A 19,988-nucleotide genomic window follows, 5' to 3' on the forward strand; every position below is an offset into this window, starting at 1 on the left:
TCTTCGGAAAGCGGGCCGGCGCCGCCCGCGGCGGGCCGGCGGCCTCGGGGCACAGCGGCTCCGGGCGGGTGGTTGGCGGAGGCGGGCGGTAGCGGATCGGGGTGAGCGGGTACGAGTGTGGGTGGAAGAGGAGAGGGGGTGGCCTGATGGCCGGCTCGCAGGCGTCGAGGGCGCGGGTGGCGCGGCGGATCGCCACCGCCGCAGCGTACGGCGGGGGTGGGCTGGGGCTGCTCGGGGTGGGGGTGGCGGGGGTGCTGCTGACCGAGAGCCGGATGGCGATCCGGGCGATCGGGAACCTGGGCGGCGATCCGCCGCGCGCGGACGGGCTGCACGGGGAGGCGTTCGCCGATCCGACGGACGGCCGGTCGCCGTTGGTGATGGCGTTCCTGGGCGATTCGACGGCCGCGGGCCTGGGCGTGCAGCGGGCGCAGGAGACGCCGGGCGCGCTGCTCGCGTCGGGGCTGGCGTCCGTCGCCGAGCGCCCGGTGCGGCTGTTGAACGTGGCGAAGTCGGGCGCCCGCTCGGGCGATCTCGCGGGGCAGTTGGAGCGGGCCCTGCCGCACTCCCCGGACATCGCGGTGCTGATGATCGGCGCCAACGACGTGACCAGGCACGCCCCGGCCGCCCGCAGTGTGCGGGAGCTGGGCGAGGCGGTGGGCCGGCTGGTCTCGGCGGGCTGCGAGGTGGTGGTCGGCACCTGCCCGGACCTGGGGACGATCAAGCCGGTGCGGCCGCCGCTGCGCTGGGTGGCGCGGCGGCTGAGCCGGCAGCTCGCGGCGGCGCAGACCATCGCTGTGGTGGAGGCCGGCGGGCGGACGGTCTCGTTGGGTTCGCTGCTGGGCCCGGAGTTCGCGACGCGTCCGGAGCTGTTCGCCGCGGACCGCTACCACCCGTCCGCACAGGGCTACGCGACGGCGTCGATGGCGTTGCTGCCGTCGGTGTGCGCGGCGCTCGACCTGTGGCCGCAGGACACGCCGTCCGCGGTGGGCGGGCCGTTGGAGCCGCAGGCGGTGCTGCCGGTGGCGGTGGCGGCCGCGGCGGCGGCGGGGCGTTCGGGCACCGAGGTGACGGCGGCGGGCCCGGCGAACGGGACGTGGCGGTGGGCGACGCTCAAGCAGCGGTTCCGGCTGGCGCTGCCCGGCGGCGAGCCGGAGCCGGAGGCGGTCGCGGAAGGCGGCCGGCCGCGGGCGATCGCGTCGGCCAATTCACATCCGGAGGCGGATGACGCCGGAGCTACCAAGCGGTAACTTTCCCGGGAGATCCACCGGATCGCGTCCCGAGGTCACTCAGCGAGGAGCCCGCCATGCCCGAAGCCGTCATCGTCAGCGCCGCCCGTTCGCCGATCGGCCGGGCCTTCAAGGGCTCGCTGAAGGACATCCGCCCGGACGACCTGACCGCGCAGATCATCGGCGCCGCGCTGGCCAAGGTCCCGCAGCTGGACCCGCGCACGATCGACGACCTGATGCTGGGCTGCGGCCTGCCGGGCGGCGAGCAGGGCCACAACCTGGCCCGGATCGTGGCCGTCCAGATGGGCATGGACTACCTGCCGGGCGCCACCATCACCCGCTACTGCTCGTCCTCGCTGCAGACCACCCGGATGGCGCTGCACGCGATCAAGGCCGGCGAGGGCGACGTCTTCGTCTCGGCCGGCGTGGAGACCGTCTCCCGGTCGATCCACGGCACCTCGGACGGCATGCCGGGCACCATGAACCCGCTGTTCGCCGACGCCCAGGCCCGCACCGCGCACCGCGCCGAGGTCGGCGGCGGCGAGTGGCACGACCCGCGCGAGGACGGCCTGCTGCCGGACGCGTACATCGCGATGGGCCAGACCGCGGAGAACCTGGCCGCGCTGAAGGGCATCACCCGGGCCGAGCAGGACGAGTTCGGCGTCCGCTCGCAGAACCTGGCCGAGGCCGCGATCAAGGCGGGCTTCTGGCAGCGCGAGATCACCCCGGTGACGCTGCCGGACGGCACCGTGGTGAGCGCGGACGACGGCCCGCGCGCGGGCGTGACGCTGGAGGGCGTGTCCGGCCTGAAGCCGGTGTTCCGCCCCGACGGCACCGTGACGGCCGGTAACTGCTGCCCGCTGAACGACGGCGCGGCCGCGCTGGTGATCATGTCCGACACCAAGGCGCGCGAGCTGGGCATCACCCCGCTGGCCCGGGTGGTCTCCACCGGCGTCTCGGCGCTGTCGCCGGAGATCATGGGCTACGGCCCGGTGGAGGCGTCCAAGCAGGCGCTGAAGCGGGCCGGCCTGTCGATCGGCGACATCGACCTGGTGGAGATCAACGAGGCGTTCGCGGCGCAGGTCATCCCGTCCTACCGGGACCTGGGCATCGACCTGGACCGGCTGAACGTCAACGGCGGCGCGATCGCGGTGGGCCACCCGTTCGGCATGACCGGCGCCCGGATCACCACCACGCTGATCAACTCGCTGCAGTGGCACGACAAGCAGTTCGGCCTGGAGACCATGTGCGTCGGCGGCGGCCAGGGCATGGCGATGGTCATCGAGCGACTGAGCTGACCGCGACGGGGACACCGTGACGGACGTCTCACCCGTCCGGAGTCACCGTCCGTAATTGAGGGCCGGATCACACTCCAGGTGCGATCCGGCCCGATTTTCTGCCTTCCGGGACCGAAATGTCGACGCACCGGATTGGATCAACTCCGCTGCGTGGAGCGGCATTACCCAACAATTTAAGGACAAGTAGGAAAGTCACTGGCAAATCGGACATCCGCCTCTGCAGTAACGGCCGCGAATACGGCAGTGTGGAGCCGTAACCCCGTTCCGCTCCTCGTTGGGAGTACGTTCCGTGAGCGTCGTCTACACCTCCCTGCTGCTGGCCCTGATCGCCCTGACCGCCGCCGTCCTGCTCCACCTCCGCGCCCTGGGGCGGAAGTTGGACGCCGCGCAGCCCACCGCGCAGCCCGCCCCGCAGCTCGACGAGGCGCTGATACGCCGCGCCGTGGCCGAGGCGCTCGCCGCCGACCGGGAGCGGGAGATCACCGAGGCCCGCGCGTTCTGGGCCGAGCAGGAGGCGCGCGCCGCCGAGGACGCGCCGCTGTTCGACACCCCGTTCACGGCCGCCGGCGAGGACTGGCCGATCTTCTTCCCGCGCCCGACCGGTCCGCAGGAGGCCGCCGACAACCACGGCGTGATGGACCCGGAGTTCGGCGAGGCGCTGCGGAACGCGCTGGAGGACCTGGTCAAGGACGGCCCTGCGGACGGCGGTTCGGCGGACGGCGGCCTGCGGGGCGGCGGCTTCCCGGCGCCCGGCGACAACAGTGACGTGAAGGCCCGCCGGGAGGCCGACCTGCTGGCCACCGGCCTGGAGGCCGGACTGCTGGACGCCGAGAGCGAGCCCGCGGCCGCGCCCGACCCGCGCCGGCACCCCTCGCACCCGGACTTCGTGCCCAGCCCGACCCCGTCCCGCGAGTGGACCGACGACCGGCTCGCCGCGCTCGCCGAGGAGCGGATCGCCCTCACCGACGTCCGCCCGGGCCCGCTCGGCACGTTGGACGTGTACGCGTTCGCCGACGGCACCACGCTGTGCGTGGCCCCCGGCGACCGGGAGGCGGCGTACCGGCTGATCGACGCCGTCCGGGCCGGCGAGGACGTCCGGCTGCTGGGCGGCTCGCGGTTCTCCGGGTCGTACTCGCTGACCTTCTCCACCGACGGCGACACCGTGTACGTGCTGGCCGACCGGGTGGTCGCCTCGATCTGAACCGCGCCCGAAGGGGCGTCGGTCCGCACGGCAGGGGGTTGCCCGGGCGGACCGGCGCCCCTTCGGTGTCCCCCCCGGCGGGCGTCAGGCGGTCAGCCGGTCGGTGTCCGCGACGTCGTCGAGCGCGGCGGCCAGCGCGTCGGGGCGGTCGGCGGCCGCGGCGGCCAGGTCGTGGCCGGTGACCGCGAGTTGGTCGCCGACGGCGAACGCCCCGCAGTCGGGGACGGGCAGCGGCGGCAGGCCCTCCAGCGCGCGGGCGGCGTCGGCCAGCCGGCCGGCCAGCGCGAGCACCGCGGCGGCCCGCGAGGGGTGGCCGGGGACGACGCCCAGCAGGCGGCTCTGCGGCATGGCCCGGAAGCGGTCGGCCAGCCGGTCCACGGCGGCGGTCAACTGGGCGGGGGCGGCGGGGTGGTGCTCGTCGGACATGGCCCCGAGGGTAGCCAAGCCGGGGCCGGAGCGAACGCGGCGGGCCCCGGAGGAGTGTTCCTCCGGGGCCCGCCGCGACTGTCCGGGCGCTGCGATCAGTCGTCGCCGCGCAGGATGGCGATCAGACGCAGCATCTCCAGGTAGATCCACACCAGCGACAGCGTCAGGCCGAAGGCGGCCCGCCAGGACTCGCGCTCGGGGGCGCCGTACCGGATGCCTTCCTCGATCTCGTTGAAGTCGAGGGTCAGGAAGAACGCGCCGAGGGCGATGCCGACCAGGCCGACCACGATGCCGAGCGGGCCGGAGCGGAACCCGAAGTCCGCGCCGAACATGGTGGCGACCAGGTTGACCAGCATCAGGATCACGAAGCCCATCGCGATCGAGACGCCGATCCGGGTGTACCGGGGGGTGACCCGGATCTTCCCGCTCTTGTAGGCGATCAGCACTGCCGCGAACACCGCGGCGGTGCCCAGCACGGCCTGGACGGCGATGCCCTGCAGCAGGGTGTTGAGGGCCTTGCTGAGCGCGCCGAGGAAGAAGCCCTCCAGGGCGGCGTAGGCCAGGATCAGCGCCGGGTTGACGCTGCGCTTGAAGCTGACCACCAGGCCGATGATCATCGCGGCGAACGCGGCGACACCGGCGATCGCGTACTTCTCGACCGGGACCACGAACCAGGCCACCGCGCCGGCGAGGACCAGCGTGAGCAGCGTCATCGCGGTGCGGGCGACCACGTCGTCCAGCGTCATCCGGCCGGTCTGGGCCGGGCCCGCGGCGGGGGCGCCGTACATCTCGGCGAGCTGCTGGTCGGTCAGCGACTGACCGCCGGGCCGGCCGTAGGCGTTGTCGGCGTACGGGTTGTTGGCGTACGGGTTGTTGCCGTACGCCGGGGCCTGCTGCCCGGCCGGCTGCGCGCCGAACCCCGCGTACTGGTTGTCGCGGGTGAAGGACCCCTCCCGCGAGAAGACCGGGTTTCTGCTTCTCATCACATTCCTTCCGGGGCGGCACAGCACCACCCATACAGAGCACAAGAGTAATGGTTTGGCAAAGTATTCCGCGTCAGCCGTGAGAAGGATCCCGTGTCGCCTGCGCGCGGACCCCTTGAGGGGGCAGGGTGGGGGACGCAACTGACACACGACCAGAAAGGCGGCCCCCCGGATGGCCGAGGAGCTGTACGCCACCCTGAAGACCAACAAGGGCGACATCGTGATCCGGCTGCTGCCGAACCACGCCCCCAAGACGGTCAAGAACTTCGTGGAGCTGGCGACCGGCGAGCGCCAGTGGATCGACCCGAACACCGGGCAGCCCAGCAACGCTCCGCTGTACGACGGCACGGTGTTCCACCGGGTCATCGAAGGCTTCATGATCCAGGGCGGCGACCCGCTGGGCAACGGCACCGGCGGCCCGGGCTACAAGTTCGCCGACGAGTTCCACCCCGACCTGGCGTTCACCAAGCCGTACCTGCTGGCGATGGCCAACGCGGGCCCGGGCACCAACGGTTCGCAGTTCTTCGTCACGGTCGGCGCGACCACCTGGCTGACCGGCAAGCACACCATCTTCGGCGAGGTCGCGGACGAGGCGAGCCAGAAGGTGGTGGACGCGATCGCCACCACCGACACCAACCCGCGCAACGACCGTCCGGTGCAGGACGTGGTGATCGAGAAGGTCGTGATCGAGACCCGCTGACCCGGGCCCGCACGGACAGCGCCGCCCGCTCCCGGTCTCCCGGGGGCGGGCGGCGCTTTCGTTCGACCGGCCGTCAGTCGGTCTTGATGCTGCTGAGGATGTCCATCCGGGAGGCCCGGCGGGCCGGCCAGAGGGCGGCGATGATGCCGACCAGCGCGGCCAGCAGGAGGAAGAGCGCCACGCTGCCGTACGGGACCGCGGTGGTCAGCCCGTTCAGGTCGGCGGCGAGCACCCGGGTGGCCGCCCAGGCCAGGAAGCAGCCGAGCCCCACGCCGATCAGGGCGCCGAACAGCGAGATCACCACGGACTCGATGCGGACCATCCGCTTGATGCCGCGCCGGTCCAGGCCGATCGCCCGCAGCATGCCGATCTCGCGCTTGCGCTCGAACACCGACATGGCCAGCGTGTTGATCACACCGAGGACCGCGACCAGCACCGCCATGCCGAGCAGGCCGTACATGATGTTCAGCATCGTCGTGATGATCCGGCTGAACTCGTCGACCTTGTCCTTCTCGGTGAGCACCTGGATCACCGGGTTGCTGCCGGTGGCCTCCTTGACGGCCTGCTTGAGCGCGGGGGTCGCGCCGTCCTTGCCCTTGACCAGGATCTCGGTGACGAAGGAGTCGGAGTCGTACTGGTCGATCAGCGTGTTGGAGGCGATGACCGGCGACAGGGCGTCGTTGCGTTCGAACACGCCGCCGACGGTGAGGTCGACCGTCTTGCCGCCGTCCACCTCGAGCTTGAGGGTGGAGCCCTGGTGGAGCTGGTGCTTCCCGGCGAACTCGTCGTTGACCAGAATCTGGCCCTGCTTGAGCGCACCGGTCGAGCCGGACGTCATGTCGACCTTCACCAGCTGGTCGAAGGCGGCGGCGTCGAAGCCCTGGACGGCCTTGCGGTCCCCGTCCATCGTCCACATCACGTTGCCGACCGGGCTGGCCGCGGTCACCCCGTTCGCCTTGGCGATCACCGGCGCGAGCTCGCGCGCCACCTCGTCGTGGTTGGCCATCGAGACCGTGTAGTCGGCCTTCATCGAGCCGGCGACGAGCCGGGTGACGGTGCTGGTGACCGAGTTGCCGATCACCGTCACGGCGGTGACCAGGGTCAGGCCGATGGTCAGCGCGGCCGCGGTGCTGGCGGTGCGGCGCGGGTTGCGGACCGCGTTGCGGCGGGCCAGCTTGCCGGGGGTGCCGAACACCTTGCCCAGCAGCGGGCCGACCAGGGCGACCACCGGCCGGGACAGCAGCGGCAGCAGGACGAACACGCCGATCAGGGTGAGCGGGGCGCCGAGCTCCAGGTAGGTCCGACCGCCGCTGCCCTTGCTGAACGCGCCGAGCAGGATCAGGGCGATGCCGCCGCCGGCCAGCAGCGCGCCGATCGAGTTGCGGACCACCAGGCCGCGCTGGGTGCTGGGCAGGTCGCCGCTGCTCATCGCCGCCACCGGGGGGATCCGGGAGGCGCGGATCGCCGGGATCAGCGCGGAGAGCACGGTGACCACGATGCCGGTCACCAGGGTGCCGATCACGGTGGCCGGGGCGATCACCAGCGAACCGGTGGGCATGCCGTCGTTCATGCTGGACAGCAGGGACTGCATGCCGGCGCCGATGCCGATGCCGAGCAGCAGGCCGGACACGGAGGCGATCACGCCGATCAGCAGCGCCTCGACCAGCACCGAGTTGGTGACCTGGCGACGGCTGGCGCCGACCGCGCGCAGCAGCGCCAGCTCCTTCAGGCGCTGCGCGATCAGCATGGTGAAGGTGTTGACGATGATGAAGATGCCGACGAACAGCGAGATGCCGGCGAACACCAGGAGCATGCTCTTCATGCCGGTGACCGACCGGGTCACCATCTTGGACTGCTCGTCCTTGAGCTGCTGGCCGGTCTCCAGGTCGAAGACGTCGGCGGGCAGCTTGGCCTTGGCCGCGTCCAGCAGCGCGCTCTCCGCGACGCCGGACTTCGCGGTCAGCGCGATCGAGCTGTAGTGGCCGGCCTCCAGCAGGCGCTGCTGGGCGGTGGCGGTGTCCATCAGCACCAGGGTGCCGCCGGAAGTGACCTGCGGGTCGTCCGAGGTGAACACGCCGGTGAGCGTGGTGTCCTCGGCGGCGCCGTTGCCGGCCACCCGGACCTTGTCGCCGACCTGGTAGCCGGCCTTGTCGGCGGCCTGCTTGTTGAGCGCGATCTCGCCGGTCGCCTTCGGGCCGCGGCCCTGCACCATCTGGTAGCGGGAGTCCTGGCCGGAGGCGTCCGGGGCGAAGTTGGAGCCCTGGGCGCCCCACGCCTCGCCGATCAGGTTGCCCTTCTTGTCGGCGACGGCGGTGAAGCCGGTGACCACGCCGCGGGCCCGCTCGACGCCCGGCAGGGCGGCGAGGTCCTTCACGGTGGCGTCGGTCAGCGCCTCGCGCTTCTTCTCGCCGGCCGCCTTCGGGCCGTTCTCGGCGCTGCGGGACCACTTGTCGGAGACCAGCACCGAGACGTCGGAGTAGCTCTTGGAGTAGCTGGCGCGGACGGCCTGGCCCATGGTGTCCGAGAACACCAGGGTGCCGGCGACGAAGGCGGTGCCCAGCATGACGGCGAGTGCCGTCATCAGCAGTCGGCCCTTGTGGGCCAGCACATTGCGCAGTGCGGTGCGATACATGGGGTCAGTCCTGGGGTGGTGTGGTCGGTCGGCTGCTGAGGGTCCGTCAGCTGGTGCGGCCCTTGGCGTCGAAACGACGCATCCGGTCGAGGACGGAGTCGGCGGTGGGGTTGGTCAGCTCGTCGACGATCCGGCCGTCGGCGAGGAACACCACGCGGTCCGCGTAGGAGGCGGCCACCGGGTCGTGGGTGACCATCACCACGGTCTGGCCGAGTTCGCGCACCGAGTTGCGCAGGAAGGACAGGATCTCGGCGCCGGAGCGGGAGTCCAGGTTGCCGGTGGGCTCGTCGGCGAAGATGATCTCCGGCTTGGAGGCCAGCGCGCGGGCACAGGCCACGCGCTGCTGCTGGCCGCCGGACAGCTGCGCCGGGCGGTGCGAGAGCCGGCCGGACAGGCCGACGGTCTCCACCACGCGGTCCAGCCAGGCCTTGTCGACCTTGCGGCCGGCGATGTCCATCGGCAGCGTGATGTTCTCCAGCGCGGTCAGCGTCGGCAGCAGGTTGAACGCCTGGAAGACGAAGCCGATCTTGTCGCGGCGCAGCTTGGTCAACTGCTTGTCCTTCAGGCCGACCAGTTCGGTCTCGCCGATGGTCGCCGAGCCGGAGCTGACCGTGTCCAGGCCCGCCATGCAGTGCATCAGGGTGGACTTGCCGGAGCCGGACGGGCCCATGATCGCGGTGAACTCGCCCTGGCCGAAGGAGACCGAGACGTTGTCGAGCGCGACGACGCGGGTGTCGCCTTCGCCGTAGACCTTGTTGAGACCGGTGGCGCGGGCCGCCGCCAGACCGGTGTGGGCTGCGTACGCGGTCGAGGTGCTCACGAAGGGGACTCCTGTCCGGGAGATGCTGGTTCGTCACTGGAGGGCGGCCCGCACGTACCGGCGACCGCTATCCCATCCTCTCCTTCGTGATCATGGAAATTCGTCGCTCCGTCGAACGGTTGCCGCCCCGCCCGCAGGCGTACGACCGCCGCCGGGCCCTCCTCCTCCGGTATGACTCAATCCCCGAGAGCGGCGGGTGGCCGAGAACCACCGAAGGGTGGCCGAAATGACAGACGCTTCGTCAGATGGCATGGAAGCATGACAACTTCCGTCCCTGGAAATATGCGAAACCGTCGCCCGGCCGACTAGGCTCAGTAATCGAGCTCAATGCGCTCCCAGGCCCAGATGGTGGAACGCAGACACGGGCAGCTTAAAACTGCTTGGCCGGAAGGCCGTGCCGGTTCGAGTCCGGCTCTGGGCACCAGCATGCATATATGCCGTGACCTGCGGTGATGGGCCGACTACCGGCCGGCCGGCCCGCTCGGCACCCCGAGCGGCGTGACACACCGTCACTTCGGCGGCCGTTCCCTCGCTTTGCGTAGCCCCGACGCGCACTCGCGCAAGGCGTCTCCGCACTCTGCGAATGAACACTTCGTTCACAACAAAGGGTTGACGTCGTCCCGTTCACCACCACATGCTGCTGCCATGACCGACACCGACCCGTTCGCTCCCCCGCACCCCGAGACCGCGCGCACCGAGCGCGTCTGGACCTCGCTGTTCCGGATCGCCGAGCGGCACGCCGCCACCGACGAACAGCGCCGCCGCCAGACCAACCCGGCGATGCTCGCCCCGCACGAGGCGGTCCGGCTGGTCGCCTTCCTGCTCAGCGGCGCCGCCCTCGCCGAGGACGGCGAACCGGAGGTGGACCGCGCCGACGTGACGGCCGCCCTCACCCTGCTCCCCCTGGTCCGGGCCGAACTCGACGAGTTGGAGGCCGGGTTGCTCACCATGGCCCGCGGCCGCGGGATGACCTGGCAGGAGATCGCGTTCGGCCTCGGCCTCGGCACCCCGCAGGCCGCCCGCCAGCGCCACGAACGCCTGAGCGACCGCACCGCGCCCGCCGACCAGGCCTGACGGCGGCCCGGAGAAGCCCGAAGGCCCCCACCCGGCGGGGGTGGGGGCCTTGGTCAACCGATTGCTGTACTCCGCCCGGCAGCAGGGCCGGCTGAGCACCACGGAGGACGTGGTCCGGCGGCGTTGCCGGGCGGAGGGCCTCCGACTCGTAACCCGAACTGGCGGGTCTGGTCGCCTACTTGCTAGAGGCGAGTTCCTTCTTCGGCTCGGCCGCGGCGGCCGGCTTCGGCGGAGCGGTCGCCTCCTGGAAGGCGTCGAACGGCTTCTCCATCTCGGAGAGACCGACGGTCTCGCGCTTGAGGAACATCGCCAGCGTCCAGTCGGTGAAGACCCGGATCTTGCGGTTCATGGTGGGGACCATCGCACCGTGGTAGGCGCGGTGGAAGTACCAGGCGAGGCGGCCCTTGAGCTTGACCTTGCCGAACAGGATCGCCACACCCTTGTGCAGGCCGAGGCCGGCCACCGCACCGAGGTTCTTGTGCTTGTACTCGGCCTGCGGGAAGCCGCGCATGCCGGCCACCACGTTGTCGCCGAGGACGGCGGCCTGACGGACCGCGTGCTGCGCGTTCGGCGGGCACCAGGCGCCCTCACCGGCGGCCAGGTCGGGGACCTGGGCGTTGTCGCCGGCCGCCCACACGTAGTCGAAGCCCTGGACCTGCAGGGTCGGCTTGGTGTCGACGTGGCCGCGCGGGCCGAGCGGCAGACCGAAGCGGTTGACGATCGGGTTCGGCTTCACGCCGGCGGTCCACACGATGGTGGAGGCGTCGAACTCCATGCCGTTCTTCAGCACCACGTGCTGGTCGACGCAGGAGTCCATCGAGGTCTCGATGTAGACCTCGATGTTGCGCTCCTCCAGGCGGCCCTTGGTCCACAGACCCAGGTCGGGGCCCATCTCGGGGAGGATGCGGTTGGCCGCCTCCACCACGACGAAGCGCATGTCGTCACGGCTGACGGTCTTGTAGATCTTGGCGGCGTCGCGCGCCATGTCCTCGATCTCGGCGACCGTCTCGATGCCGGCGAAGCCGCCGCCGATGACGACGAAGGTCAGCGCCTTGCGGCGGACGTCCTCGTCGGTGGTCGACTCGGCCTTGTCCAGCTGCGCCATGACGTGGTTGCGGAGGCTGATCGCCTCTTCCACCGTCTTCATGCCGATGCCGTGCTCCGCCAGGCCCGGGATCGGGAAGGTGCGGGAGACCGAGCCGGTCGCCACGACCAGGTACTCGAAGGGCAGTTCGTAGGACTCGCCGGCCGCGGGCTGGATGGTGGCGACCTTGCGGGCGTGGTCCACCTCGGTCACGTGACCGGTGAGCACCTCCGCCTTCTTCAGGGCGCTGCGCAGGGGCGCGACGAGGTTGCGGGGGGCGACGTTGCCGCCGGCCGCCTCCGGGAGGAAGGGCAGGTACGTCATGTACGACCGCGGGTCGACGACCGTGACGGTCGCTTCGCCGTAGCGCATCTTCTTGAGGATGCGCATCGCGGCATACAGGCCGACGTAACCACCGCCGACAATGAGGATGCGAGGACGCTCCGTGGTGCTCATATCCGAAAGTATCCACCCCCGCCTGATGGGCCGTTCGTGAGGCCCATCACAAGCTTCTGGACACCGGCTGCTACACTGCGCGCCCGCACTTTCGGCCCGTCGGCTCCCGCCGGCCCCCGCCGACCGCCCGCCGCGACCGGCGCGGCACCCAGTGCCTCGCTGAGCAGCAACGATCCTTGCGCCGCACGGGTTCCCGGGTGCACTTTCGATTTCTTCGGCGTGAACGACGGGTGGCCTGCGATCCCATGAACCACCCGCCCCGGACGCCTTCGGTCCCACATATCGGACGAACCGATCACCGCGCTGGGCCGAAAGGCCCGATCGCCATGTGAAGAAATTCACGAAGCTCGTTGTCGCGGCGCGCCGGGAGGCCCGCTCGGGGCCTCCCGGCGCGCCGGGGTCAGGCGATCGACCAGGCGATGCCGTCGAGGATGTCGTGCTCGGAGACCAGCAGTTCGGCGGCGCCGGTGCGCTCCATGATCTCCAGCAGGACCAGGGCGCCGGCCGCGATCACGTCGACCCGGCCGGGGTGCATCACGGGGACGGCGGCCCGCTCGGCGTGCGAGGAGTGCAGCAGCCACTCGGCGGTCTCCCGCACCTGCTGCACGGTCAGCACCGCGTGGTGGATCCGCTCGGAGTCGTAGCCGGGCAGCTCCAGGGCGATCCCGGCGACCGTGGTGACGGTGCCGGCCAGACCGACCAGGGTGGCGTCCCCGGTCAGCGGGACGCTCTCCGCGACGGCGTCCAGCGCGGCCCGGATGTCGGCCCGGGCGGCGGCGATCTGCTCCTCGGTGGGGTGCCCGCCCGCGAAGTGGCGCTCCGTCATCCGCACGCAGCCGATGTCCATCGAGTGCGCGGCCCGGACGTCCTGCTCGCCGAGCACGAACTCGGTGGAGCCGCCGCCCAGGTCGAACACCAGGTACGGCGGGCGGTGCGGGCCGCCGAGCAGCTCGCGGGTGGCGCCGGTGAAGGAGAGCCGGGCCTCCTCCTCGCCGCTGACCACGCTCGGGGTGACGCCGAGGATCTCCTTGACGCCCGCGGTGAACTCGGCGGCGTTCTCGGCGTCCCGGGAGGCCGAGGTGGCGACCATCCGGATCCGCTCCGGGCCGACCCCGTGCGCGGCGATGACCTCCGCGTACTCGCGGCAGGCCGCGAAGGTGCGGTCCAGCGCCTCGGGGTGCAGCCGGCCGGTCCGGTCGACGCCCTGGCCGAGCCGGACGATCAGCATCCGCCGGTCCAGGTCGACGATCTCCCCGGTCTCCGGGTCCAGGTCGGCGATCAGCAGGCGGATCGAGTTGGTGCCGCAGTCGATCGCGGCGACCCGGGTGCTGCTCACGACTCGTCACCCTCCACGGTGTCCTCGGCGTCCTCGGCGGCCTTGCGGGCGGCGGCCCGCTCGGCGGTCAGCGCCTCCTTGGCGGCGATCACCGCGGCGTGGTCCTCGGCCTTGGCGCGGTTGCGGACGACCCGCTCACCGGCGGCCTCGACCTCGGCGGGGCTGACGCACGGGCCCTTGGCCCACCAGTCCTCCAGCATGCCGATCGCCTCGTCGCCGAGCGGGTTGACGCCCTCGCCGGCCGCCAGCGAGTGGCCGACCAGCACGTGCAGGCACTTGACCCGGTCGGGCATGCCGCCGGCGCTGGGGAAGCCCTCCAGCACCTCGATGGCGTCCCGGCGGGCGATGTAGTCCTCGTGCGCGGCCCGGTAGGCGGCGGCGAGTTCCGGGTCCTCGGCGAGCCGGGCGCTCTGCTCCTTCATCACGCCGTCCGCCTCCAGGGTGCCGATCAGCGAGGCGGCCTTGGGGCAGGTCAGGTAGTAGAGCGTCGGGAATGGCGTGCCGTCGGGCAGCCGGGGCGCGGTCTCCACCACGTCCGGGTTGCCGCACGGGCAGCGGTGGGCGACGGCGCGCAGCCCGCGCGGCACCCGGCCGAGCTGGGCGGCGATGGCCGCGACGTCGTGGTCGGAGACAGGAGGGTTCTGGTTGCTCATCAGCAGTCTGTTCGTCGGATGGGGGCGGGTGGGGTGACGTGGCGTCAGGGCCGTCAGGGGACGGCGGGCGGTGCGGCGAGTGCGGTGTCGGCGGCGTCCACCGAGTCCCAGAAGGAGGAGTACCAGGGGCGGGCGGCCTTCGGGTGTCCGGTGGCGTCCGAGGCGGACTGCTTGTCGCCCGGCGCGGGCGGCGGGGCGACCGAGACGAACGGGGTCTCGCCCGGCAGCGCGTAGTGCAGCCGTTCCCGGGCCTGTGCCTTGACGTACTCCGGGTCCTGCCAGCGGGCCCTGGCCCGGCGCAGCTCGTCGACCTGCTGGCGGGCGTGTTCGGCCTTGGCCCGCTGGTCGGCGATCTCACCCCGCTGGGCGATGTACTGCCGGGCGGGGTAGGCGAGTATCGCCACCAGTGAGCACAGCACGAGCACCAGCACGGTGGCCCGGCTGGTGAAGCGCGGGCGCGCCGCCAGTCCGGGGATCCTCCACTTGGCCATCTGGTCGCCCCTCCTGCGCATGCCGGTGCCCCGGCCCACCCTACGCGGTGGAGGCCGGGGCACCGGTCACATCGAGCTCAGTGGCGGATCAGCCCTTGCTGTGCTTACTTGTCCGCAGGGCGGCTGTGCTTACTTGTCCGCAGAGCGGAAGCGCGGGAACGCGCCGCGGCCCGCGTACTCCGCGGCGTCGTCGAGGATCTCCTCGATGCGCAGCAGCTGGTTGTACTTGGCGACGCGCTCGGAGCGGGCCGGGGCGCCGGTCTTGATCTGGCCGCAGTTGGTGGCGACGGCGAGGTCGGCGATGGTGACGTCCTCGGTCTCGCCGGAGCGGTGCGACATCATGCAGCGGTAGCCGTTGCGCTGGGCCAGCTCGACGGCGTCCAGGGTCTCGGTGAGCGAGCCGATCTGGTTGACCTTCACCAGCAGCGCGTTGGCGGTGCCGGTCTCGATGCCCCGGCGCAGGCGCTCCGGGTTGGTGACGAACAGGTCGTCGCCGACCAGCTGGACCTTGTCGCCCAGCTTGTCGGTGATGGCCTTCCAGCCGTCCCAGTCGGACTCGTCCAGCGGGTCCTCGATGGAGACCAGCGGGTAGGCGGCGACCAGCTCGGCGTAGTACTCGACCAGCTCGGCGGCCGACAGGGCCTTGCCCTCGAACTGGTAGGCGCCGTCCTTGTAGAACTCGGAGGCGGCGACGTCCAGGGCGAGCGCGACGTCCTTGCCCGGGGTGTAGCCGGCCTTCTTGATGGCCTCGGTGATCAGGTCGAGGGCCTCGCGGTTGGAGTCCAGGTTCGGGGCGAAGCCGCCCTCGTCGCCCAGGCCGGTGGAGAGCCCGCGCTCCTTCAGCACGCCCTTGAGGGTGTGGTAGACCTCGACGCCCCAGCGGACGGCCTCGGAGAAGGACTCCGCGCCGATCGGGGCGATCATGAACTCCTGGATGTCGACGTTGGAGTCCGCGTGCGAGCCGCCGTTGAGGATGTTCATCATCGGGACCGGCAGCACGTGGGCGTTCGGGCCGCCCAGGTAGCGGAACAGCGGCAGGTCGCTGGCCTCGGACGCGGCGTGCGCGACGGCGAGCGAGACGCCGAGGATGGCGTTGGCGCCGAGCGAGGACTTGTCCGGGGTGGCGTCCAGGTCGAGCATGGCCTGGTCGATCAGGCGCTGCTCGGTGGCGTCGTAGCCGACCAGCTCCGGGCCGATCTGCTCGATGACGGCGAGGACGGCCTTCTCGACGCCCTTGCCGAAGTAGCGGTTCTTGTCGCCGTCGCGGAGCTCCAGCGCCTCGAAGGCGCCGGTGGAGGCGCCCGACGGGACAGCCGCGCGACCGGTGCTGCCGTCGTCGAGACCGACCTCGACCTCGACCGTGGGGTTGCCGCGGGAGTCGAGGATCTCACGGGCTACGACGACATCAATGGACGGCACGAGGCATCTCCTAGCGGAAGCGGATGTGTGGTCGTTACGCCCAGAGCCTAGCCGCAGACATGCCTGCGGCCACGCCCGGCCGGGCCCCGTCTCACCGTGTGGCCCGGCTACTCACTGGTAGTTCACCTGTTTGCCCGCCACCGGGCCGTTCCGGACGGCGCGAACTGCTCGGCGCGCGCCCGGAACGGACGGAGCGTCAGCCCGGCCGGCCGACGCTCCGCGGCGTCACATCGAGAGGACCTGCCCGGGGACGATCAGGTCGGGGTTGCCGCCGATCACGTCGCGGTTCGCCTGGAACAGCTGCTCCCAGCCACCGGACAGGTTCCGCGCGGCGGCGATGCCGGACAGCGTGTCACCGCTCTGCACGGTGTACTTCCCGGCGGCCTGCGAGGTGGTGGCCGGCTTCGGGGACTTGTGGCCCTGCTGCGGCTGCTGCGCCTTCGGGGTCTGCTGCTGCTGGGACTTCGGCGTCTTGGTCGACTGCTGCTGCTGCGTGGCCGGGCGCTGCTGCGAGCGGGAGGCGGTGTCCTGGGAGCCGCTGCCGCCGCCCTTGGTCAGGCCGGCCTTGCCCGAGCAGACCGGCCAGGCGCCGGGGCCCTGGGAGGCGAGCACCCGCTCGGCCACCGCGATCTGCTGGGAGCGGGAGGCCTGGTCGGCGCGGGACGCGTACTCGCTGCCGCCGTAGGCGCGCCAGGTGGAGGAGGAGAACTGCAGGCCGCCGTAGTACCCGTTGCCGGTGTTGATGGCCCAGTTGCCGCCGCTCTCGCACTGGGCGACGCGGTCCCAGGTGTCGGCGGGCGCGGCGGCCGCTCCGGTGGCGGACAGCAGGGGCAGGGCCAGGCCCACGGACGCCACGCCTGCGGCGGCGACGACCTTCTCGGCCTTGGTACTACGGCGGTGACGGCCGGAACCGGTGAACAGCATGGGACTTCCTCTCCGCACGCCTGCGAGGTGAGCTGTCGGGTTCGGACCGGGAGGCTGGCCCGGCCGCCGGGGAGCGGGGACGCGACTGCGTCCGCTCCCGGGCGGCTTCACCCCAAGCCGTCGGAACTGCTACGGCGTTCACACCTGGGTCCCCCGCTCCTGTCCGAATTCCTGGTCGGTGTCCCGAGGGCGCGGTGGACAGGACTCGGCGTGCCGCGTTCGGGGCCCACGGCTGCGGGCAGATCGGAGAGTAAGCAGAGCTGATGAGCAATCACAAGCTCATATCACCGGTATCACGCCGAAATTACGGACCTTCACATCTCGTGCACAAACCGTCCATGTATGTCCGCATTCGCCCGTCCGGGGGCGCACGCGCGCCCCCGGCACGACAGTTGGCGATCCCGCGCGGGAGCAGGTCGGCCGCGGTCGAAACCGGGGTCAGCGGGGCGTGAAGGAGACCGGGAGCTCCCGCAGCCCGCGCATGATCAGCCCGCCCCGCCAACGGAGTTCGGCCGGATCGGCGGCGAGCTGGAGGTCCGGCAGCCGTGTCAGCAGTGTGCCTATCGCGCGCTGCCCTTCGAGCCGGGCGAGCGGCGCGCCGATGCAGTAGTGGATCCCGTGCCCGAAACCGAGGTGCGGATTGTCCGCCCGGGCCAGGTCCAGGGTGTTCTCGTCGGAGAACCGGGTCGGGTCGCGGTCCGCCGCGGCCAGCACCACCAGCACCGGATCGCCCACCGGGATGTCCACCCCTCCGATGGTCAGCGGCCGGGTGGCGAACCGCCAGGTCGCCAGCTCCACCGGGCCGTCGTAGCGCAGCAGTTCCTCGATGCCGGTCTCCAGCAGGCCCGACTCGCCGCGGGCCAGCGAGTCCTGGAGCAGGGTGCGCTGGCCGGGGTTGCGAAGCAGGGCGAAAAGTCCGTTTCCGACCAGGTTGATGGTGGTTTCGAACCCCGCGAAGAGCAGAATGAAGGCCATCGCCGCGGCCTCGTTCTCGGTCAGGTGCTCGCCGTGGTCACCGGCCCGGATCAGGCCGGAGATCAGGTCGTCGCCGAGGTCGGCCCGCTTGCGGTGGATCAGGTCGGCCAGGTAGCCGCGGATCTGCTTGACCGCGCGGCCCACTCCCCCGCGCTTACCGCCCGTGTGTCGGATCATCATGCCGGCCCAGTCGCGCAGGTCGTCCTGGTCCTCGGCGGGGACGCCCAGCAGGTCGCAGATCGCGTAGATCGGCAGCGGGAAGGCGAACTCGTGGATCAGGTCGGCCTCGCCGCGCTCCGCGAAGGAGTCGATCAGCCGGTCGGTGAGCTGCTGCACCCGCGGTTCGAACTCGGCGACCCGGCGCGGCGTGAACGCCTTCGACACCAGGCGGCGCAGCCGGGTGTGGTCCGGCGGGTCGATGTTCAGCAGGTGGGTCATCAGGTCTGCCTGCCGCTCGCCCGGGATGCCCACCCGGCCGGTGCGGTGCGCCTGCTCGCTGTGGTGCGCCGGGTTCTTGGAGAGCCGGGAGTCGGCCAGCGCCTGCCGGGCGTCCGCGTACCGGGTGACCAGCCACGCCTCCACTCCGCTGGGCAGGGTGGTGCGGTGCACCGGGGAGTGCTCCCGCAGCCAGGCGTACGCCGGATAGGGGTCGGCCGCGAACTCCCAGGTGAAGAGTTGCGGGTGGGCGGCGTGGGGCTGATCTGGCATGTCTTGACCGTATCTGGAACCGCCGTCGCGTGAGTCTGGTCACCTGGCGGGTAATCCCTGTTGCGGAGCGTCGGGGCGAGCCTACGATCCTCCGATGAAGCACAGTGGGCGGCGTGCGGACCGCCCCGGTTTCGCTCTGAAAGGGGAGCAGGCCATGCGAGTAGCCGGTGCAGTGGTCGTCATCGCGGTGCTCGACGGGGGCGAGGGGGGCGACCTGGCCCGCCGGTTCTCCGCCGCCGGAGCCGCCGGCCTGCTCATCGCCGATCTCCGCCCCGGCGTCGCGGAGGACCTGGCGGCCGAACTCGACCGTCCCGGCTGCCCCGTGGTCGGGGTCTCCGGTGACGTCCACCACCCCGCCGACATCGCCGCGCTGGTCGACACCGCCGCCAAGCACCTCGGGCCGATCGACCTGTTCGCCGTCGCCGGCCCGGACGGCGAGCGGGTCGTCCAACTGGTCGAGCTGCCCGGTCACCTCGACCCGCTGGCCGAGGTGCTGGCCCTGGTCGGCGAGGCGATCGGCGAGGTCGTCCCGGCGCAGCGCCGCCCGGTCACGGACGTCCCGCTGGCCGGCTGACCTCCGTCAGTCCGTCTCGGGCAGGCCCTCCGCGGTCCGCACCGCCCGGCGGTAGCGCCGGGCCGCGGCCCGCAGGGCCGCGTCCACGTCCACGCCGTGGTCGTAGCCGCGCTGGGCGATCGCCAGCAGCAGGTCGCCGGCCGACTCGGCGGTGAGTTCGGCGGGCAGCTCGTACGGCGCGTCCGGCACCCCGGTGAACCGCGCGCGGCGCACCCGGGAGACCAGCTTCGCCGCGTAGGCCAGCGCGGGCAGGCCGGCCGGCACGCCGTCCAGCACCGATTCGCGCTGCTTCTCGGCGGCCTTCAGCTGCTCCCAGTTGGCCTCCGTCTCGGCGGAGTCCTCGACGCTGACGTCGCCGAACACGTGCGGGTGGCGGTACATCAGCTTCTCGACGATGTCGCCCGCCACGTCGTCGATCGAGAACGGGTCCTCGGCGTCCTCCTCGGCGATCCGGGAGTGGAAGAACACCTGGAGCAGCACGTCCCCGAGCTCCTCGCGGAGGGTCGGCCGGTCGTCCTCCTCGATCGCCTCGACCAGTTCGAACGCCTCCTCGACCAGGTACTTCACCAGGCTCCGGTGGGTCTGCTCGGCGTCCCACGGGCAGCCGCCGGGCGAGCGCAGGCGGTCCATCACCGAGACCAGGTCCAGCAGCCGGGCGCCCGGCAGGTCGTACGAACCCGGCAGCACCTCGATCTCCGGGTGCTCGCCTGCCTCCTCCACCGCGATCCGGGCCAGCGCGTCGGTCAGCCCCGGGTCGCCGTCCGGGCTCTCCAGCCACACCGCGGGGGCCTCGGCGAGCAGCTGCCGGGCCAGCGCCGGGGCGGTGCCCCGTTCGACCAGCCGGGGCTCGACGCCGGCGGCGCGCAGCGCGGGCAGCTGCGGGTGGTCGGCGACGCCGACCAGCACCACGGGCGCCGAGCGGAGGGCCTCCCAGGCCGGCCAGCCGAGCAGGCCGGGTGCGACGCGGTGGGTGGTGGTGAGCAGGATCAGCTTCGGAGTGTCCACGGC

At 71.8% G+C, this 19,988-nt stretch carries 17 protein-coding genes, 1 tRNA gene, 1 pseudogene and 1 riboswitch; of the genes and pseudogenes, 7 read left to right on the top strand and 12 right to left on the bottom strand.

Translation table 11 applies throughout. From position 1 onward, the window contains the following. Positions 1–146 precede the first annotated feature (146 nt). The 3 genes from ACI1MP_RS16175 (at position 147) to ACI1MP_RS16185 (ending at position 3,725) form a co-directional block, all read left to right on the top strand. Entirely contained in the window at positions 147–1,247 is a 1,101-nt protein-coding gene (locus ACI1MP_RS16175; RefSeq protein WP_189275918.1) for an SGNH/GDSL hydrolase family protein, read from the top strand. A 56-nt stretch (positions 1,248–1,303) separates the two neighbouring features. Further along, positions 1,304–2,524, top strand: a complete 1,221-nt coding sequence (locus ACI1MP_RS16180; RefSeq protein WP_380334816.1) for an acetyl-CoA C-acetyltransferase — start codon at positions 1,304–1,306, stop codon at positions 2,522–2,524. A 289-nt stretch (positions 2,525–2,813) separates the two neighbouring features. Then, the gene (locus tag ACI1MP_RS16185; RefSeq protein ID WP_100588765.1) at positions 2,814–3,725 is read left to right on the top strand and encodes a hypothetical protein; all 912 of its coding nucleotides are present in this window, start codon (positions 2,814–2,816) and stop codon (positions 3,723–3,725) included. Positions 3,726–3,809: 84 nt separating this feature from the next. Here ACI1MP_RS16185 and ACI1MP_RS16190 read toward each other — a convergent pair whose 3' ends face one another. Both ACI1MP_RS16190 and ACI1MP_RS16195 read right to left on the bottom strand, forming a co-directional pair. Continuing rightward, positions 3,810–4,151, bottom strand: coding sequence for a hypothetical protein (locus ACI1MP_RS16190; RefSeq protein WP_380334813.1), 342 nt, complete (start codon positions 4,149–4,151; stop codon positions 3,810–3,812). 95 nt (positions 4,152–4,246) lie between these two features. Continuing rightward, a complete protein-coding gene (locus ACI1MP_RS16195) occupies positions 4,247–5,134 on the bottom strand; it encodes a Bax inhibitor-1/YccA family protein (RefSeq protein WP_189275921.1) in 888 nt (295 codons plus the stop codon). Positions 5,135–5,306: 172 nt separating this feature from the next. On the opposite strand from ACI1MP_RS16195, the gene ACI1MP_RS16200 reads away from it, so the two are divergent. Further along, complete coding sequence (locus ACI1MP_RS16200) at positions 5,307–5,834, top strand: peptidylprolyl isomerase (protein WP_100588762.1); 528 nt, start codon at positions 5,307–5,309, stop codon at positions 5,832–5,834. Between the two features lie 73 nt (positions 5,835–5,907). On the opposite strand, the gene ACI1MP_RS16205 is transcribed toward ACI1MP_RS16200, so the two are convergent. Together ACI1MP_RS16205 and ACI1MP_RS16210 are read right to left on the bottom strand one after the other, a co-directional pair. Continuing rightward, entirely contained in the window at positions 5,908–8,466 is a 2,559-nt protein-coding gene (locus ACI1MP_RS16205) for an ABC transporter permease (protein WP_380334809.1), read from the bottom strand. A gap of 46 nt (positions 8,467–8,512) precedes the next feature. Continuing rightward, on the bottom strand, positions 8,513–9,286 hold the full coding sequence (locus ACI1MP_RS16210; protein WP_043915787.1) for an ABC transporter ATP-binding protein: 774 nt from the start codon (positions 9,284–9,286) through the stop codon (positions 8,513–8,515). Positions 9,287–9,625: 339 nt separating this feature from the next. On the opposite strand from ACI1MP_RS16210, the gene ACI1MP_RS16215 reads away from it, so the two are divergent. After that, a tRNA-Leu gene (locus ACI1MP_RS16215) sits at positions 9,626–9,710 on the top strand. Between the two features lie 221 nt (positions 9,711–9,931). Then, positions 9,932–10,360 (top strand): hypothetical protein, encoded by a 429-nt coding sequence (locus ACI1MP_RS16220; RefSeq protein ID WP_043915786.1) that lies wholly within the window; start codon positions 9,932–9,934, stop codon positions 10,358–10,360. A 175-nt stretch (positions 10,361–10,535) separates the two neighbouring features. Here the strand turns inward: ACI1MP_RS16220 and ACI1MP_RS16225 are convergent, their stop codons facing one another. The 7 genes and pseudogenes from ACI1MP_RS16225 to ACI1MP_RS16255 form a co-directional block, all read right to left on the bottom strand. Then, positions 10,536–11,900, bottom strand: a complete 1,365-nt coding sequence (locus ACI1MP_RS16225) for an NAD(P)/FAD-dependent oxidoreductase (protein ID WP_100588760.1) — start codon at positions 11,898–11,900, stop codon at positions 10,536–10,538. 400 nt (positions 11,901–12,300) lie between these two features. Further along, entirely contained in the window at positions 12,301–13,236 is a 936-nt protein-coding gene (locus tag ACI1MP_RS16230) for an exopolyphosphatase (RefSeq protein ID WP_380334806.1), read from the bottom strand. Between the two features lie 134 nt (positions 13,237–13,370). Next, positions 13,371–13,889 (bottom strand): annotated as a pseudogene (locus tag ACI1MP_RS16235) (DUF501 domain-containing protein); the annotation flags it as partial. A gap of 53 nt (positions 13,890–13,942) precedes the next feature. After that, positions 13,943–14,380 carry a septum formation initiator family protein gene (locus ACI1MP_RS16240; RefSeq protein WP_232734202.1) on the bottom strand — a complete coding sequence of 146 codons (438 nt, stop codon included), beginning with the start codon at positions 14,378–14,380 and terminating at the stop codon, positions 13,943–13,945. 129 nt (positions 14,381–14,509) lie between these two features. Next, positions 14,510–15,799, bottom strand: coding sequence for a phosphopyruvate hydratase (gene eno, locus ACI1MP_RS16245; RefSeq protein WP_043915782.1), 1,290 nt, complete (start codon positions 15,797–15,799; stop codon positions 14,510–14,512). A gap of 225 nt (positions 15,800–16,024) precedes the next feature. Beyond that, positions 16,025–16,723, bottom strand: a complete 699-nt coding sequence (locus tag ACI1MP_RS16250; RefSeq protein WP_380334801.1) for a transglycosylase family protein — start codon at positions 16,721–16,723, stop codon at positions 16,025–16,027. A gap of 3 nt (positions 16,724–16,726) precedes the next feature. Continuing rightward, positions 16,727–16,910: riboswitch (cyclic di-AMP (ydaO/yuaA leader) on the bottom strand. Between the two features lie 251 nt (positions 16,911–17,161). Beyond that, complete coding sequence (locus tag ACI1MP_RS16255; protein ID WP_404868901.1) at positions 17,162–18,406, bottom strand: cytochrome P450; 1,245 nt, start codon at positions 18,404–18,406, stop codon at positions 17,162–17,164. A 154-nt stretch (positions 18,407–18,560) separates the two neighbouring features. Between ACI1MP_RS16255 and ACI1MP_RS16260 the strand changes: the two genes are divergently transcribed. After that, positions 18,561–18,980, top strand: a complete 420-nt coding sequence (locus tag ACI1MP_RS16260; protein WP_161801121.1) for an SDR family NAD(P)-dependent oxidoreductase — start codon at positions 18,561–18,563, stop codon at positions 18,978–18,980. Between the two features lie 6 nt (positions 18,981–18,986). Here the strand turns inward: ACI1MP_RS16260 and ACI1MP_RS16265 are convergent, their stop codons facing one another. Next, positions 18,987–19,985 (bottom strand): MazG family protein, encoded by a 999-nt coding sequence (locus ACI1MP_RS16265; protein WP_043915778.1) that lies wholly within the window; start codon positions 19,983–19,985, stop codon positions 18,987–18,989. Between the last annotated feature and the right edge of the window lie 3 nt (positions 19,986–19,988).

It is taken from the genome of Kitasatospora griseola (assembly GCF_044999035.1).
In the GTDB taxonomy this organism is placed as follows: domain Bacteria; phylum Actinomycetota; class Actinomycetes; order Streptomycetales; family Streptomycetaceae; genus Kitasatospora; species Kitasatospora griseola.